Annotated in this window: 11 protein-coding genes; 3 read left to right on the plus strand and 8 right to left on the minus strand. The window is 44.3% G+C overall.

Annotated elements, in window-relative coordinates:
- The first annotated feature begins 931 nt into the window (after nt 1–931).
- Both ACXAH1_RS08400 and ACXAH1_RS08405 read left to right on the plus strand, forming a co-directional pair.
- Nucleotides 932–1,264: a hypothetical protein gene (locus ACXAH1_RS08400; protein ID WP_475195836.1), complete on the plus strand. Its 333-nt coding sequence runs from the start codon at nt 932–934 to the stop codon at nt 1,262–1,264.
- 107 nt (nt 1,265–1,371) lie between these two features.
- Complete coding sequence (locus tag ACXAH1_RS08405) at nt 1,372–1,731, plus strand: hypothetical protein (RefSeq protein ID WP_475195841.1); 360 nt, start codon at nt 1,372–1,374, stop codon at nt 1,729–1,731.
- A gap of 161 nt (nt 1,732–1,892) precedes the next feature.
- Here ACXAH1_RS08405 and ACXAH1_RS08410 read toward each other — a convergent pair whose 3' ends face one another.
- The 7 genes from ACXAH1_RS08410 to ACXAH1_RS08440 all read right to left on the minus strand — a co-directional run bounded on the left by ACXAH1_RS08410 (nt 1,893) and on the right by ACXAH1_RS08440 (nt 9,477).
- On the minus strand, nt 1,893–3,422 hold the full coding sequence (locus tag ACXAH1_RS08410; RefSeq protein ID WP_475195843.1) for a basic secretory protein-like protein: 1,530 nt from the start codon (nt 3,420–3,422) through the stop codon (nt 1,893–1,895).
- A 475-nt stretch (nt 3,423–3,897) separates the two neighbouring features.
- A complete protein-coding gene (locus ACXAH1_RS08415; protein WP_475195846.1) occupies nt 3,898–4,788 on the minus strand; it encodes a sterol desaturase family protein in 891 nt (296 codons plus the stop codon).
- 4 nt (nt 4,789–4,792) lie between these two features.
- A complete protein-coding gene (locus tag ACXAH1_RS08420; RefSeq protein WP_475195849.1) occupies nt 4,793–5,389 on the minus strand; it encodes a hypothetical protein in 597 nt (198 codons plus the stop codon).
- A gap of 95 nt (nt 5,390–5,484) precedes the next feature.
- A complete protein-coding gene (locus ACXAH1_RS08425; RefSeq protein WP_475195853.1) occupies nt 5,485–6,063 on the minus strand; it encodes a TetR/AcrR family transcriptional regulator in 579 nt (192 codons plus the stop codon).
- A 544-nt stretch (nt 6,064–6,607) separates the two neighbouring features.
- Nucleotides 6,608–7,405 carry a dermatopontin-like protein gene (locus ACXAH1_RS08430; RefSeq protein WP_475195856.1) on the minus strand — a complete coding sequence of 266 codons (798 nt, stop codon included), beginning with the start codon at nt 7,403–7,405 and terminating at the stop codon, nt 6,608–6,610.
- A gap of 603 nt (nt 7,406–8,008) precedes the next feature.
- Nucleotides 8,009–8,743 (minus strand): zinc-dependent metalloprotease family protein, encoded by a 735-nt coding sequence (locus ACXAH1_RS08435; protein ID WP_253050015.1) that lies wholly within the window; start codon nt 8,741–8,743, stop codon nt 8,009–8,011.
- Nucleotides 8,744–8,754: 11 nt separating this feature from the next.
- Nucleotides 8,755–9,477 (minus strand): hypothetical protein, encoded by a 723-nt coding sequence (locus tag ACXAH1_RS08440; protein WP_475195866.1) that lies wholly within the window; start codon nt 9,475–9,477, stop codon nt 8,755–8,757.
- Nucleotides 9,478–10,191: 714 nt separating this feature from the next.
- Between ACXAH1_RS08440 and ACXAH1_RS08445 the strand changes: the two genes are divergently transcribed.
- The gene (locus ACXAH1_RS08445; protein ID WP_475195872.1) at nt 10,192–11,055 is read left to right on the plus strand and encodes a hypothetical protein; all 864 of its coding nucleotides are present in this window, start codon (nt 10,192–10,194) and stop codon (nt 11,053–11,055) included.
- Between the two features lie 132 nt (nt 11,056–11,187).
- On the opposite strand, the gene ACXAH1_RS08450 is transcribed toward ACXAH1_RS08445, so the two are convergent.
- Nucleotides 11,188–13,716: a TonB-dependent receptor plug domain-containing protein gene (locus ACXAH1_RS08450; RefSeq protein WP_475195876.1), complete on the minus strand. Its 2,529-nt coding sequence runs from the start codon at nt 13,714–13,716 to the stop codon at nt 11,188–11,190.
- Nucleotides 13,717–13,881 lie beyond the last annotated feature (165 nt).

Below are 13,881 nucleotides of genomic sequence, written 5' to 3' on the forward strand. Positions count from 1 at the left end.
CTCACGATGCGCTGGAAGACATGACTCCAGTTGGCTACCTTGAGGCAGCATAATTCTACTAATGAGCTGTACTAGGTTGGGTGGAGTTACACTGCCACTTGTAGAATTTGTGGTAAATTTTCATGCGATGCTGGCGGTGTAAATGAGTCATACAGAAAAATATTGCCGCTTAGTTTAATTGTATTGGGTGCATCGTCACTGCTTACCCAAAGTCTTTTTTATATCTCTATTTGGTTAGGCTTTGCTTTGCTCTTTCCTGCTTACTCATTATATGTTTTGAAGCTTGAAAAGTTATCAGGTGATGAAGTAAAAAAACAAAGGGGGAAAAAGCTTATCACTTTAGGAGGTCTTGTATTGTTAGCTTGCTTGGCTGTGTTATATGAGTCTTTTCGTTAATAACGGATGCTATCTAAAATAGGAGCAGGAGCGCATAATGTTGTGAAGGCATAGAGCGAAAAATCTCCTTTCGACTAAGCCCAGCTTCCTAATGCTAAAATATCATAATAGCTTGGCACTCATAGTTTTTCACTGTGAAATCGCAAGTGCATGGCTGCTTCATAAATTGCATCTGTAGCATTACTATCTCCCCCTCAGCCAGAACGAAAAGACGAATAAACTTAGATGCGGTAATCGTCATTTGATGACCAAATAGCTCTGTACACTAAGTTTGAGAGTGGTTCTTCGGTAAAAGAGCAAGGTTTGGGTTGTTTTTAAAAAACGAGATGCTTTCTAAGAGATATTACATCCAGACAGTAGCCTTTCCACTTTTTATATTCAGTCAAGATTGAGTAAATTTTGCTGTATTGATACTCTGTGATTTTAATGTTATTCAGGATGGACAGAACCAGGTTATCGTTTGGTACCTTTAGTGTGGCACAAGTGCCAGGAAAGAGAGGTTCATCTCATTTTTTATGCAATCAGAGAGCAGGACATGGATTTTTTGAATTACTTTGGGTTTGAAGGTTATATAGGCGCAATACTCGATATGGGGTTATTTGTCTTATTGGTTCTAGTATATAGAAAAGTGCGAGCTATAGTACAAGGGGATTCTGAAGTTTGGGTTCAGGAATTTAAGCGCTGTCTCGAAATGCTCATAGCAGCCATTGTGATACCTGTGTTTACGGGTTGGGCATCTTTGTTCGTTTTGGAGGATTTAGTTGAGAAATATGCAGGTATTATTTTTATTCTTTCTTTCTATCCCCCTTTGATTGCTGCTTTATATTACTTGTTTAAGCTCACTGGTAGCGCTCAGAAAAATGCATAACAAGGGTTTCAATTCGCGTCAGCTAAGAAAGTGCGGATGGAGCTGAGACTGGTTAAATACAGGTGCCTCTGCGTTTTAACCAGGAAAAAGACATCTTTGGAGTTAACTTGCTTAAGGTATTAATACTCGTTTTATCTATTGGAATAATAGGTTGTAGTAACTACCAACCCATCTCAGGGTATCCCGAGAATGGTGCCAATGGGTATTCTGAAAAAGTGCTCAGTGAAAACCGCTTTCTTGTTCGTGTGGACGGCAGAGATACCGAATCATATGGCAGTTTAAGGATGAAACTGGTGCGCAGAGCCGCCGAGCTATGCCCGGGTTCATTTGAACTGACAGACTACACAATGAAACAGGGCTTTGTGATTCACGCAAAAAGCGTTCACTGGCCATACGTAACAGCACATTTGATTTGTACAGAAGGTCCAATAGATAAGTCCGTATTGTTTTCAGGCGGCATACAATAAACGAATTATAATTGGCGCTTTGGAGAGCTTTACTGTGTAAAAACGAAGTGGTGCGGTGCACATAACGAATGATATGCCCGATCTGACTATTAAAGTGCGTAACAGCAGCTGAACCCTCATAAGCCCAAAGCCTATCCAGGCTTCGGGCTTTTTGCTATTTACTAGTACTGAAGCTGTCCGCCGTTTTGAATAAACTGCACGTAATCCTGCCAGGCTTGCTCTACGCCTATACCCAGTATATCGGTGAAGACACGGTCAAATGACCAGGTGTAGTTGGTGTAGTCTTCCGCCGACTGGTTAAACTTGCGGATAAACAGAGGGTCTTTTTCCTGTTTAATGTAGTGCAGGAAGAAGCCGGTAGTGGTGTATCCGCCTAGCCACTTTTTAGGGTTGGTGATGTCCGGTTGTCTGGTTTTATGAAAACCCGCCCCAATCCGCACAGCATCTGCCAGGCCTTCGGTATAGGCCCAGTAAGGACCGCCGTCACCATAACCGTCGTGTGTTATTGGAGAGTTGTTATAGCCATGGGTAACCTCATGGAATAAGATGCCGTCAATTTCGTCGCGGATCGCGTTGTCGTCGCTGTTTCCTTCCCGGTAGACTTTTTCCAGATGCTTAGTACTGACGGCAATGGTCATCTCACCGGACCCACCCTGGCCGAGTTTATAGGCCACAAAGTCGTTGCCCCAGGCGTCTTTTTCTCTGAGTTCAAAACGCAGGTGTCTGAAACGTTGCGATTCTTTCGGATCGGTATAGAGCACTTTGGCCACATCTACACAACGCTTTGCCATATGGGCGGCCGGATCGCTGATGATGCGCTTCACCAGTTGCGAGCCCGCAGTTTCTGGGTTCATATCAACAAAATCGACCACCGGCTTATCCCAATTACCGCCGCCATTGTCGCTTTGTTCTTGTATATTGATGGTGTAACGGGTGGCAGACCAGCCATAAACGGAGACATACAAGTTGTTGCCCTGAGCCTGACAGGATTCCGCAGCTGTGGGCGAGGTGCTGGCACACTGGTAGTTGTTGGTGGTTGGCTGGCTACCCAGGCCGATATACAAATCGGCATCACCGCTACCTGAGGTGGTTGCCAAGACCTTTCCCGCTACATTGAATGGCCCATAATGCTGCCAGCTCCCTTTACTGAGCGACTGGCTGTCTGTGAGTGGCAGAGAATCTCCCGGTGGTGTCGTTCCACCCAGCAATTCAATTTCTGCCAGCTGCAAAATTCCCGCGCCCTGATTGGCAGTGACGTTCAGCTTGTAGTGGCGGTAGGCCTGATTGTTCGTAATACTATACTGACGAGTCTGATAGCGTGCAGAAAAGATCTGATTGGTTTGTGTATCAAGTTCGTGCCAGGTGTTGCCATCGTTAGAGCCCAATAATTGCCAGTCCTGCGGGTCGCGACTCGCCGCATCGTTGGCCGAAGTCAATGTGTAACCCGATACTATCTGAGGGGTATTGAACTGATAAGCTATCCAGCCTGTAGGCGTGAAGGTCAGCCATTTGCTGTACTGAGAATCGTCAAATGCCTTGCTGCGCCCTTCAGCTGTGCCATTCTCCCCACTGGCGGTGATAATCCCTGCATTTGGCTGAGTCAGGTCGGTACTTGCGAAGCTTAACGGAGCTATAAGCGCTCCACTTAGGCACAATGCCAGCGTGAGTGGATTTAAGTGTTGTGTTTTCATCCTGTTGCTCTCTTTTACATGTTGTAGTGTAATTTGTATCGTTCCAATTGGTTTTTTAATTAATAATGGAGTTCATCTCATTTTGAACCGAGTAAGTTTACTCTCCCTTGATTGGAACGGTCTAAATATTGCGTTTAATGTATGAATTGTCAAACTTATGTAAATAACAATTTGATTTAAAATTGAGCAGTTTGGTTATAAGTAGCCAAGTGTATTTCTCACTTTCTACTTTGACTGAATGATATAGTTTGTCAGTAACTATCTGATAAAAATGTTGTTTGTGAGTTTTGCACTGGCAAAAGACACGGTGATATCAGCATCGGAATAGTCTGTTCCGTCTTGTTTGGAGGTGAAATTGCGTTAATGGGAAAGGTTTCCTTTTGAGATTTTGGAAACCTGTTTCGCGCTCAAGGTGGTCGATATGACATACAGCGCACGCTTTAATTTTGTAAAAGTCTGACCCACTGATTTTAATCTATTTTTTGCTTTTCTGTTCTTGTTGCCAGGCCCAGATAGGCGGCTTTATCAGTAACTTAAATCTGTATGTCCAGCTTGGGGCATTAATGATTTGCCTGAACAACTTTGCGTACCCGCTAAAAAAAATGGTAAACGGGTTTACGCTGTTCACTCGTGGAAAGACGCCATATCTGACTTGTGCTTCTTCCCTGGCAAAGGTACCGAACAGCTTGTCCCAGATAATAAAAATGCCCGCATAGTTTTTGTCCAGATACTGTTTGTTCGTCGCATGGTGCACCCGATGATGAGAAGGAGTATTAAAGATGGCTTCTATCGGGCGGGGCAGTTTCTTTACGGTTTCTGTGTGCAATAAAGTTTGATAGACCTGCACGACCACCTCGGCCAGCAAGATGATAAACGGATGGAAACCCATAAGCGCCAGTGGCAGGTAAAAAAACAGCGGGAAAAACCAATCCATTGGACCATGACGATAAGCAACGGAAATATTGAAATGTGGTGAGCTGTGATGAACCGTGTGTGTTGCCCAGGCAAAGCCGTTCTTATGTAAAAAGCGGTGCTCCCAGTAATAAGCGAGATCGGCCAGCACAATACAGCACAATATGGTCCAGGGTGTAAGTGGCAGGTCTACAATTCTGAAATTATCATAAACGTAGAAAAATATACCAACATAAGTCATCGCAATCAGCGCGACCAAAAACATAAACAGCCCAAGAGTCACAAAGTTGGCAATACTGTCGCCAAGCAGATTTCTGGTAAATTGCTTTTTGCAGGCGTACCTGAGCATTTCAACAATGAACAAGCCCAATGCAATGACTAAAAACCAGTCGTTGATAAAGACTTCGAGCCACCAGATATCGTCTTCTGATATAGGAAAGGTTAACAATTCCATGGGGTTACTCTCCATAATCTACCAGTAATTCAGAGCTCGTTATTGCACTGTGATCTGACAGGTAATGGATCTCAACGACCCTTTCTATTGGTCTTCGATAATCGATTTCTTGCCATGCTAATGCAATATCTTGAACGCTATGCTTTTTTCTTGATAACAGCTGTTCATAGCGCGTAGCGTCGAGCGTGACGGTGTCATCTGCAGAAGAAAGGGCATCGATGGAATAGCCGATAGTAACAGTGGCTTGCTCAAAGTTAGCTGAGAAGTTTTTATACACAACATAGACCGCGAGGGGCTGCTTGATCAACCGGCTATTTAAGGCCGTATTAGTATTAAATTCCTGCCAAAGCCATTGCACTTTATCTGTAGGTAAAGTTGCTGTATTGCCGGAGATAATCAGTGTATCAAGAGTAACCTGTAAGGTGTTTTGTTCTTCTGTCACTATATTCGAGCGTGCTGCCGCGAGGGGGGATTGTTTCTGAGTCGTTGAATGGGGGTGTGCTGAGGACAGAGCTTGTACAGGCATTGGCTGTAGTAAAGCAACCCCCCAAACTGACATGGCAATGATCCCTGTGACTACCAAAGAGCTGGCTAGCTTCATATCAAAATCCTATCGATGTGTGACGAATGAAGCATAGCCTAAATTTCGAGTGTTAAATTGTCAATGTGAAAATTTATTTCTTTCAAGTGATCGATTTACGCCAGTGTGGTACAAAGTAGTTTGGAGGCGGCTTTGAGCTTATAAACCTGATCAACCAGGGTTAGAGGTAAAAAAGATTCTGACAGCAGGTAATTCGCGTAAATTCCGTGGGCAACCAGCTCCACTTTATCTGGGTCAGAATCCGGGTATTCGTGACGTAAAACATCGCTGATAATCGTAATAAACTCATCCATGATACTGGTCTGATCTTGTTTGATAGCTGGCAAACGCTTAGCTTCTGAGAAGATGGCTTCACCGATAATAGTTGCGTTGATCCTTTCCTGAGAACCGACAGTGAATAAAGCATCTATGATTGATTCAATCTTATTCGTCGAGGGAAGCCAGTGCAAAACTTGTTGCCATTGTTCAGAATACCGGGAGCGTAGCCGGGTACTCAGTGCGCAAATGATATCGTCACGATTACCGATGTAATGGCGCAAAATGGTGCGTTTCACTCCCGCGGTTTCTGCGATATTTTCAAGTGACGTTGTTTGGATCCCATATTTCAAAATACAGGCTTCAAGTGCATCCAGTATCTCTTCAGTGCGTTGTGCCGCCATACTTGGTCTTGCCATGGTTTCTCCTGTTCCGCTATTTCAGTCACTATATCAACAGAGGTTTTGATTGTCATGTTGACAATTAACAAGGTTGCAAGTTATGGTGTAAATTGTCATTGTGAAAATCTATAGTGGGGAAGTTGCAAATGTGGATGGGGTTGCCGTGGAGCTATTGGCTTGGTTTTGGACTATTGTTGTGGTTGCTCTATGACTTGATAAGAGGGGTCAGCTATTTGTGGCAGCCCTATGTGCGAAGTGAGCAGCCCTGTATGTACTGGTTGACGATATTATTATGGGCTTTGGTAGCGGCATCATGTTTTGCCTACCCAAACTGGCCATATACCTGAGTTGGTCCATGCTGGGTTACTCACTAAAATAATACAGGTCATCTATGAAAATAGGTTCATGATGGTTTTATTGCCCGTCTGGCTTTATTTTAAAATAAAATGGTGGTTTTTAATTTAACTATGTAAGTGTTGTATTGTAGTGGTGGTTTAGTCTTATATTATAGCTTTTTAAATTTAAAGCAGGCTACAGCATAATGCCTGCATGCTAACTGTTATTACCAGTCAGATACTGAAGTACAGAAAGAAACACTTGTTTCGCGATCTTCGTGAGAATTGCTGTGACGGCTAGCCATGCCTACAAGCGCGCCGTTTGAACCCAGGTGCCAGGGTTGATCGAAGTTAGTTGGGCCTACGTTCGAACATGTTTCAGCACTTAGTGCAAAACCATTTGCTGAAGACTCAGCCATAGCGGCACAGGCGAACTTGAATACGCGGTCTTCATGTCTGTTGCTGTGTACACTGTATACACCAACCAAGAACTTACCTGCCGGGCAGGTATAGTTGAAAGCCTGATCGTACGAGTTTACATAGCCGGTCCAGCTTACTGTTTTACGGTAAAGGCGTGCACCACCAGACGTAGTGTACTTGCCACACTCGATGTTAAAACGACGGTCTTCTCTCTTATTGTCGTGGTAGCTTGAGATTGACTTGATAAACATGTTGCTAGGACATGTGTATGATAGTACTGCATCAAAGTCGTTCAGGTAACCTGCGTTGAACGTACTATACAGGCGAAGTGAGCCACCTGCTTGTATTGAGAAGTCAGATGTTGACAGTTCAGCATTCGGAATGTCAGCTTTTAATGTCACAACGCCATAGTCAGAAACGTCATTGCGGCTTTCAATTAATGTGATGATTTCATCGATATTGTTAGCCTGTGACGCTGGAATTCTGTAGATGCTGTCTCCCAGGTTATACTCCATATAATCTGCTGTGTCCTGAGCTGCAAATACACCCGTTGTAGCTACTGCCAAACATAATGTTGCAATTTTTCCAATAGAACTAACTTTCATCTTAATAATCCTTTTTAGGGTTTTAGTTAAAGTGATTCAGTTGAATCGGGATATATTTGATGTTTTGGTGTTTAAATTGTCAATTTCATTTATATTAACCTTGGGTTTCTATTTTGTGTCTTACTGATATTTATACACTGAACTGAAATTGTTGTTTGTTGAGGATATGTGTTTTTTCTTGACAGGGGTGTTTGTTTCTTAAGCTAATAACGTTTTTTTGTCATCCGTTTGTTTTGTTATGTTGTTCAATTAATTTTAGCTTTATTGGCTAATTGGTAATAAAAGGTGCCTTATTCTATTTTATTATATTGATGCTCCCTTTGGGGCTAACTTTTTGGGTGTACAGGTGGTGGCTGAGAACGTTTTAGAGGGTACAAAGTATGTACAGGCATGCCCGAAAAGTGTCAAATTGATTGATGTAACGAGATAAGCTCAGGCTTTTGGTGCATATGTGCATAATTACGAGTGGCAGTTCTTGCGCGTCGCCGTTGCGGGTTTATTACAGACGTCACTTTCAATTTCATGTAATCTGGTGACACAAAAAGAGCGCCCATCATCGAGCGCTCAAAGACTATTTGCCTGATAGAAGATAAAGGCAGCGTGTTATTTCATGTTTGCAATGTCGTCTTTTGTTGCATTCACAGTTTTCCATGCGTACGACTCGCCTTCAACGCCGAAAGGATAGCCGTTTGCTGTCCAGTTAGGGTTTGAAAAGTAGTCATACTGCGTTGCACTGCCAAAGACATGCGGATATGCCATGATGCTGGTAAATACATTATAGACACCATGCCCCATACCATCTTGGTATACACCACCCGATGTGTCACCCTGTCTGCGAGCGTGTGTTAAACCCTGGTTGTGGCCTAACTCATGAACAAAGGTGGTTGCACCACAGTCAACAGCAGTGATGGAATACATCTTGTTGACCTGAGACGAATACAAATTACCATTGCTGCCCTGGCCAACCCAGGCAATACCACAGCTAATGAGATTGCTGCCTGCAGATGAACCAACACCTAATAATGCAACCATGTCAGCATTATTTGCATCACGATATTGTGCGATGGATGTACTGTCCGTCAGTGCGTTTAGCCAGTTCTCGTCGGCTGTTACCTGCGCATTGCCGATAGAAGCTGAAGCAACCAGGTTAAGTCTTAAGTTAATTTCATTTTGGCTATACACCTGATTCGAAAATGAGATCAGCTGATTAATCTTCGTTTGGATGTTTGATGTATTGGCTGCTGCTTCATCACTATACAGGATAGCAATGTCGATTGTGTTCGCCTGAGTGAAACCTGAGGCTAAGGTGAGCGCCGACGCCAAGATTGCTTTTTTCATATTGATTTTCCTTACTTCTTACTTGTTGTTTGAGTGTTGATAGGCGGGGAAAAGAGATCTTTAGCCCCTTCTGCAGGCGCACGCTCTTGAGGCGTGTGCTCTACATGATTTTTATACAGGTCGCGTTTTGCGGCTATCCAGCCATGTTTTCCATGGGATTCAAAAACATAGTTGCCAGAAGGTACGGTGAATTGTCCGTAAATGGCATCACTGCCCACTGTCATTACCGAATTATGAAAGCGGTTATCCGAGCCGGTTACTTTTGCAAAAACACTTTTGTCACCGTTGGGAAATACATCTACCTGAGTGACTTCTGCCCGATGCATTTCGGTGGTCTGTGGGATAGTTAAGTCAAAGGTATCGCCAACCTCCAGTTGCTGCATGGCAGCTAGGTTGAATTCGACATAGGCCTCTTCACTAATATCTTTTACCAGCACGCCTGCTTCTATCAATATGGCTTTGGCGCTATCAGAGATTGATGCTATTTCTCCAATATCTTGCGGTAATCGCTCCACGTCCTGCGTTATTTCTTTTGTTGTATTTTGGGCAACTTCTATGTGTTGCTTAGGTGAAGCTGAAACAACAAGGGGCTCTGCCTTATCTACGTTTTTATTCACTATTAACGCATCTTTTTGCGTGTGTGGAATATGTTGAACTTCTGAGTTTGGTCCGGAAAAAAGCCAATATGATATTAATATGCCTATTAAAATAAGCGAAAAAGTCAGTTTCTTCATTTTTTATTCTTCGGTTGGCTGGGAGAGGGAAGTGAATATAATTAAAGTTAACAAATGTGTCAATTAAGTTGCAAAGTTCTTTTTTTGTGATGTTTTTGTTATGATATAACGAACCATTATTGCTGATAATGAATAAGTATTAGTCACAAAATCAGTGCAAAAAATGGCAGCCACAGAACAAATAAAAGCAATAAAAACGGGTTAATTACATCAAGTATTAGATTCTATGTTTTTGTATTTATTGCTTTTAATATTTATCCGGTGGCGCCATTTGTTCCTACGAGAGTTATCTGTAGCGAATTTTTGATCTGTTTACAGCTATCTACACTTGAGCGTCGTTATTAAAAAGAACAAATATTTACTCTCATGTGAGATATTAATGAGGTTTATAAATAAACTCATGGGAATATATTATTCGTTTTTATTATATCGGTGTTTAATGAAACTCTCCTCAACTGCTGACTGGGCGCAACGGAGTATCGCCCAAGGGGGAGCCCTGCATCTGATAATTTATTGCCAGATTAGTCACTTTCTTGACAGAAGTATTAATTTTAGGAACTACTACAAACCTTTGATTGAAATCAAGGTTGCGAGCGACATGCATGGTTAAAAATGTTACCAAAATAACGCTGGCTAGATTTTGGGTGCAGAGATTTTGCTACGCTCAGTAGCGTTTGTGCCTTTTTAAAGCCAGTCATCTACAGGAGTAAGGATATGAAAATAAAACACATAGCACAGGCTCTAATTATCGCATCGGCCACACTTTCTTCCGCAACCGTACTGGCAGAAGGACATGTTAATTCACCCGTGCGTGTTGCGATTGATCATCAGGGCATACCTTATGTGCAAAAAGATGACTCATTGGGTACCTGGCAACAAATCGCCCTCCCTTATGGGCAAAAAGCGGTTGCGGCTTCTGGTGGGTACTTTCATTACCAATTTGGTACTTCACCCAATGATCCTGGCTATGCATACTACGAAGGCGCGACATTCAGCGTTGCTGAAAGTGGCAATGCATTCAGATATCAAGAAGGTAACTGGCAGCCTGTGACCGGCTGCTGGGGAGCGAAGGATGTCAGTTCATTCACGGTAGATCATGTTTACTGCGTTAACGGAGATGGCACTTTAAAGAAGTTCAATAACACTACAGAAAACTTCGAAGGCAGTTATCGAATTGACAACGAATTCATTACCAAAATTGATGTTGCACTGGGTGGGGTAATTTGGGCGATCACCGAAAGTGACAAGTTATATAAGTTTAATGGGGTAAGCTGGGAGCAGCAATCAGTTGTGTGTGGAAAGCTATGCACACTTAAAGACATTGCGGTGGGTAGTGGTCAGGTTTATCTGGTTGCTAGCGTGTATGGCAGCAATGATGGCCCGCAGAGTGTGTATACATTGAACCATGGTGAGCTGGTTCAGTTTGGCGCTTTTTACAATATTGATGTGGACAGAGAAGGGGTGATCTGGGCTATTTCAAACTACACCCGCACAGTGTTTTACAAGCGCCCGGGTATGAGCGAGTTTGCAGAGGATACGCAAATGAGCCAGAGGGTCTCATCTAATATTGGTGGATGATAAGTCGCCTAAGTGATGCTAAGCAAGGGTACATACAGAATTTGTCAGCCTGTTTGAACTTTTTCTGCGAAGAACGCCTTTGCATACCTGTACTAAAAGGAAAGGGGTGATGACTATCACCCCTTTTCATGTTTAGAAGCTAAAGCTCACCTTAGCGTAGTAAGTCATACCGTCAAAACCGTAGGGCAAAGCGCGCAATGGGTAGCGCATCGCACCATTGGTAATGAAGTTAAGTACCTCATCTTCGCCTAGCTCATCTGGTGTTTCATCGAACAGGTTATCAATGCCGGCAGACAGCGCAATGCTGTCTGTCAGCTGATAACCCGCGTTGATGTCAACTAAAACGGCCGACTCAACTACACTGGTTTCCTGCCAGCTGTTGGTTGGCGACAAGAAGTCTGGCAGCACAATGTGTCCGCCAGCAAAGTAGCTGACTTCAGTTTTACCAAAGTAATTAAAGCGCAGCAGGGTATTCCAGTCGTCCTGCTGGTAGTCAAAGGTGAGCGTGGCGCGTTCTCTTGGCTGACCATGAGTAAGGAATGAGCGTCTTTGTGCATCAAGTACAATGTTGTCAGGAATACCCTGAGGCGCGTTAACTTTATCAATCTCGGTCTTATTTTTATTCGCTGCAAAGGTGATGTCCAACTCACCAGCTGCCAGAGCCAGTGAATAGGAGGCGATTAAATCAAACCCTTGGGTTGTCGAGTCAAGCGAGTTAGAGAAAAAGTTACCTTGCACGGCACCAGAGGCTGTTAATGCGGCGTTGGCAGCCGGGAAAGCATCCAGCTCATCGCTGTTTACGCCTATAAAGCTGCCGAGGTTGATGCGGTCGTAAATCTTGATCTGATAGAAGTCCAAAGTGACAGACAAATCATTGCTGACATCCCAGGCCAGACCTAAGTTATAATTATCCGAGGATTCCAGTTGCAGGCCATCTACGCCAAGCGCGGCGGGGAACGGTGAGCCAGCGGTTGCTGTATAAGAGGTAGCCAGTGTGCCGTCTCCACCTAGCGAAGTGGTAAAGGCAGTATAACCCGACTGTTGTAGCGACGGAGCTCTGAAGCCCGTTGAGGCTGCGGCGCGTAGTGCCAGATCTTCTGTCAGTTCATAACGGGTTGCCAGTTTCCAGATGGTGTCATCATTTGAATCAGACACGTCTTCATAGCGCAGCGCTGCGCTTATCAGCCAGTCTTCATTGAGCAGGGTTTCTGCTTCTATGTAAATGGCATGGCTGGAGCGTTCGGCTTTATTGGCTGCATCCGGCCTGAGCCCCTGATAAGCCTGAAAACCACAGTCGGCGAAAATTTCAGCATCAAGGATAGACGGGAAAGAGCGGTCAGAATTTGATATGCCACAAGCATAAGAGGCTACCTCACCGGGGACTATCTCATAATTTTCCTTGCGGTATTCGGCACCTACAGACAGGTAAACCGGCTCGCCACCGTCTATGTCAATAATGCCGCTGATATCCAGGTTCGTGGTCCACTGGTCGAATCTGAAACCGCCCGAATAGCCGCCTCTGGGACCGGCATTACTGGCAATGTCTTGTGCAGATGCATTAGGGTTGTTAGCCAGGTATTCTGCTGCATAAGATGCATTGATGGTATTGGATGACGAATAGTCGTATTGGTTTTCGCCGTATACACTGGATACATCGAATGCCCAGTCTGGGTTGATATCGCCTTTCAGACCAATTGCGAAGGACAGATCTTCAGCTTCATTATCGATCCGCGGTAAGAAACCATCCGGATAAACTTGGGGGACGTTGCGTTCTGCACGATTAAAATCGCGGTAAAAGCCGTTACCTAAAGCAGTCCGGTTTGAGAAGCCGGCAAATGAGTATAATTCTTTATCACCCACAGGCAGCGCTGCGTTGTAGAACACTGAGATAAACTCACTGTCAGAATTGCCCTGCTTCCAGCGTACATCATCGGATAAAGTGCCGGGGGCGGTGGTTGAGGAGCCACCTGTATCACGCTCGGCCCGGTTGGTACCATCGGCATCGCGATATTCTAAGGAGACATTGATAAAGCCGCCCTGGCTGCCCAAATCAAACCCTCGGTTCAGGCCCAGAGAATAGGTATCCCCATCGCCTTCGCCAGTCGAGCCAGCCTGTACAAAACCTGTCGTGACACCGGTGCTGTCGTTCAAAGAAAGGTTGATAACACCCGCTATGGCATCAGAGCCATAACGCGCCGCGGCGCCGTCTCTGAGTATCTCGACATTTTTCAGCGCCATCATAGGAATGGAGTTCATGTCTGTGCCGGCGGCACCGGCTCCAACTGTTCCAGATAATCCAAAGATGGCCTGAGTATGGCGGCGTTTACCATTGACCAGAACCAGAGTTTGATCTGGCTGAAGGCCACGCAATGTTGCCGGGCGGAACAAGTCAGAGCCATCCGAAACTTGAGTTCGGCTAAAGTTAAATGAGGGTGCTATGGATTGCAGACTCTGACCTAATTCAGTAAAGCCGCCTTTGTTTAGTTGATCGGTATCCAGTATGTCTATGGGAGAGGTCGACTCGGTGGCCGTCCGGTTGGAGACCTTAGAGCCCAATACTGAGATGGTTTCTATGTTTTGTTCGTCGGCTTGTTCAGCCATCGCGGCGGAGCACGCAAAGAGTGCCAGTGCAACTGGCGAAAGTTTAATAGTCGTTGTCATCACTTCTACTACTCTGTTGATGTTATGTAATTATTCTGTGTTTGTTGAGCAGACGTTGACATAAATCAAATTTGAGTGCAATCGGATTGGACTAAAGTAGAAGATGAATTTTATTCATTTCAATGAAGCAACTCCTGTTGAGTGGCTAAGAAGACTAGCCACTTG

The sequence above is a fragment of the Pseudoalteromonas sp. AWH4_217 genome (genome assembly GCF_056161105.1).

Bases quoted from the DNA above. Each gene is read 5' to 3' on its own strand.
- ACXAH1_RS08400 (WP_475195836.1), top strand. From the start codon at position 932: ATGGATTTTTTGAATTACTTTGGGTTTGAAGGTTATATAGGCGCAATA.
- ACXAH1_RS08410 (WP_475195843.1), bottom strand. From the start codon at position 3,422: ATGAAAACACAACACTTAAATCCACTCACGCTGGCATTGTGCCTAAGT.
- ACXAH1_RS08415 (WP_475195846.1), bottom strand. From the start codon at position 4,788: ATGGAATTGTTAACCTTTCCTATATCAGAAGACGATATCTGGTGGCTC.
- ACXAH1_RS08420 (WP_475195849.1), bottom strand. From the start codon at position 5,389: ATGAAGCTAGCCAGCTCTTTGGTAGTCACAGGGATCATTGCCATGTCA.
- ACXAH1_RS08425 (WP_475195853.1), bottom strand. From the start codon at position 6,063: ATGGCAAGACCAAGTATGGCGGCACAACGCACTGAAGAGATACTGGAT.
- ACXAH1_RS08430 (WP_475195856.1), bottom strand. From the start codon at position 7,405: ATGAAAGTTAGTTCTATTGGAAAAATTGCAACATTATGTTTGGCAGTA.
- ACXAH1_RS08435 (WP_253050015.1), bottom strand. From the start codon at position 8,743: ATGAAAAAAGCAATCTTGGCGTCGGCGCTCACCTTAGCCTCAGGTTTC.
- ACXAH1_RS08440 (WP_475195866.1), bottom strand. From the start codon at position 9,477: ATGAAGAAACTGACTTTTTCGCTTATTTTAATAGGCATATTAATATCA.
- ACXAH1_RS08445 (WP_475195872.1), top strand. From the start codon at position 10,192: ATGAAAATAAAACACATAGCACAGGCTCTAATTATCGCATCGGCCACA.
- ACXAH1_RS08450 (WP_475195876.1), bottom strand. From the start codon at position 13,716: ATGACAACGACTATTAAACTTTCGCCAGTTGCACTGGCACTCTTTGCG.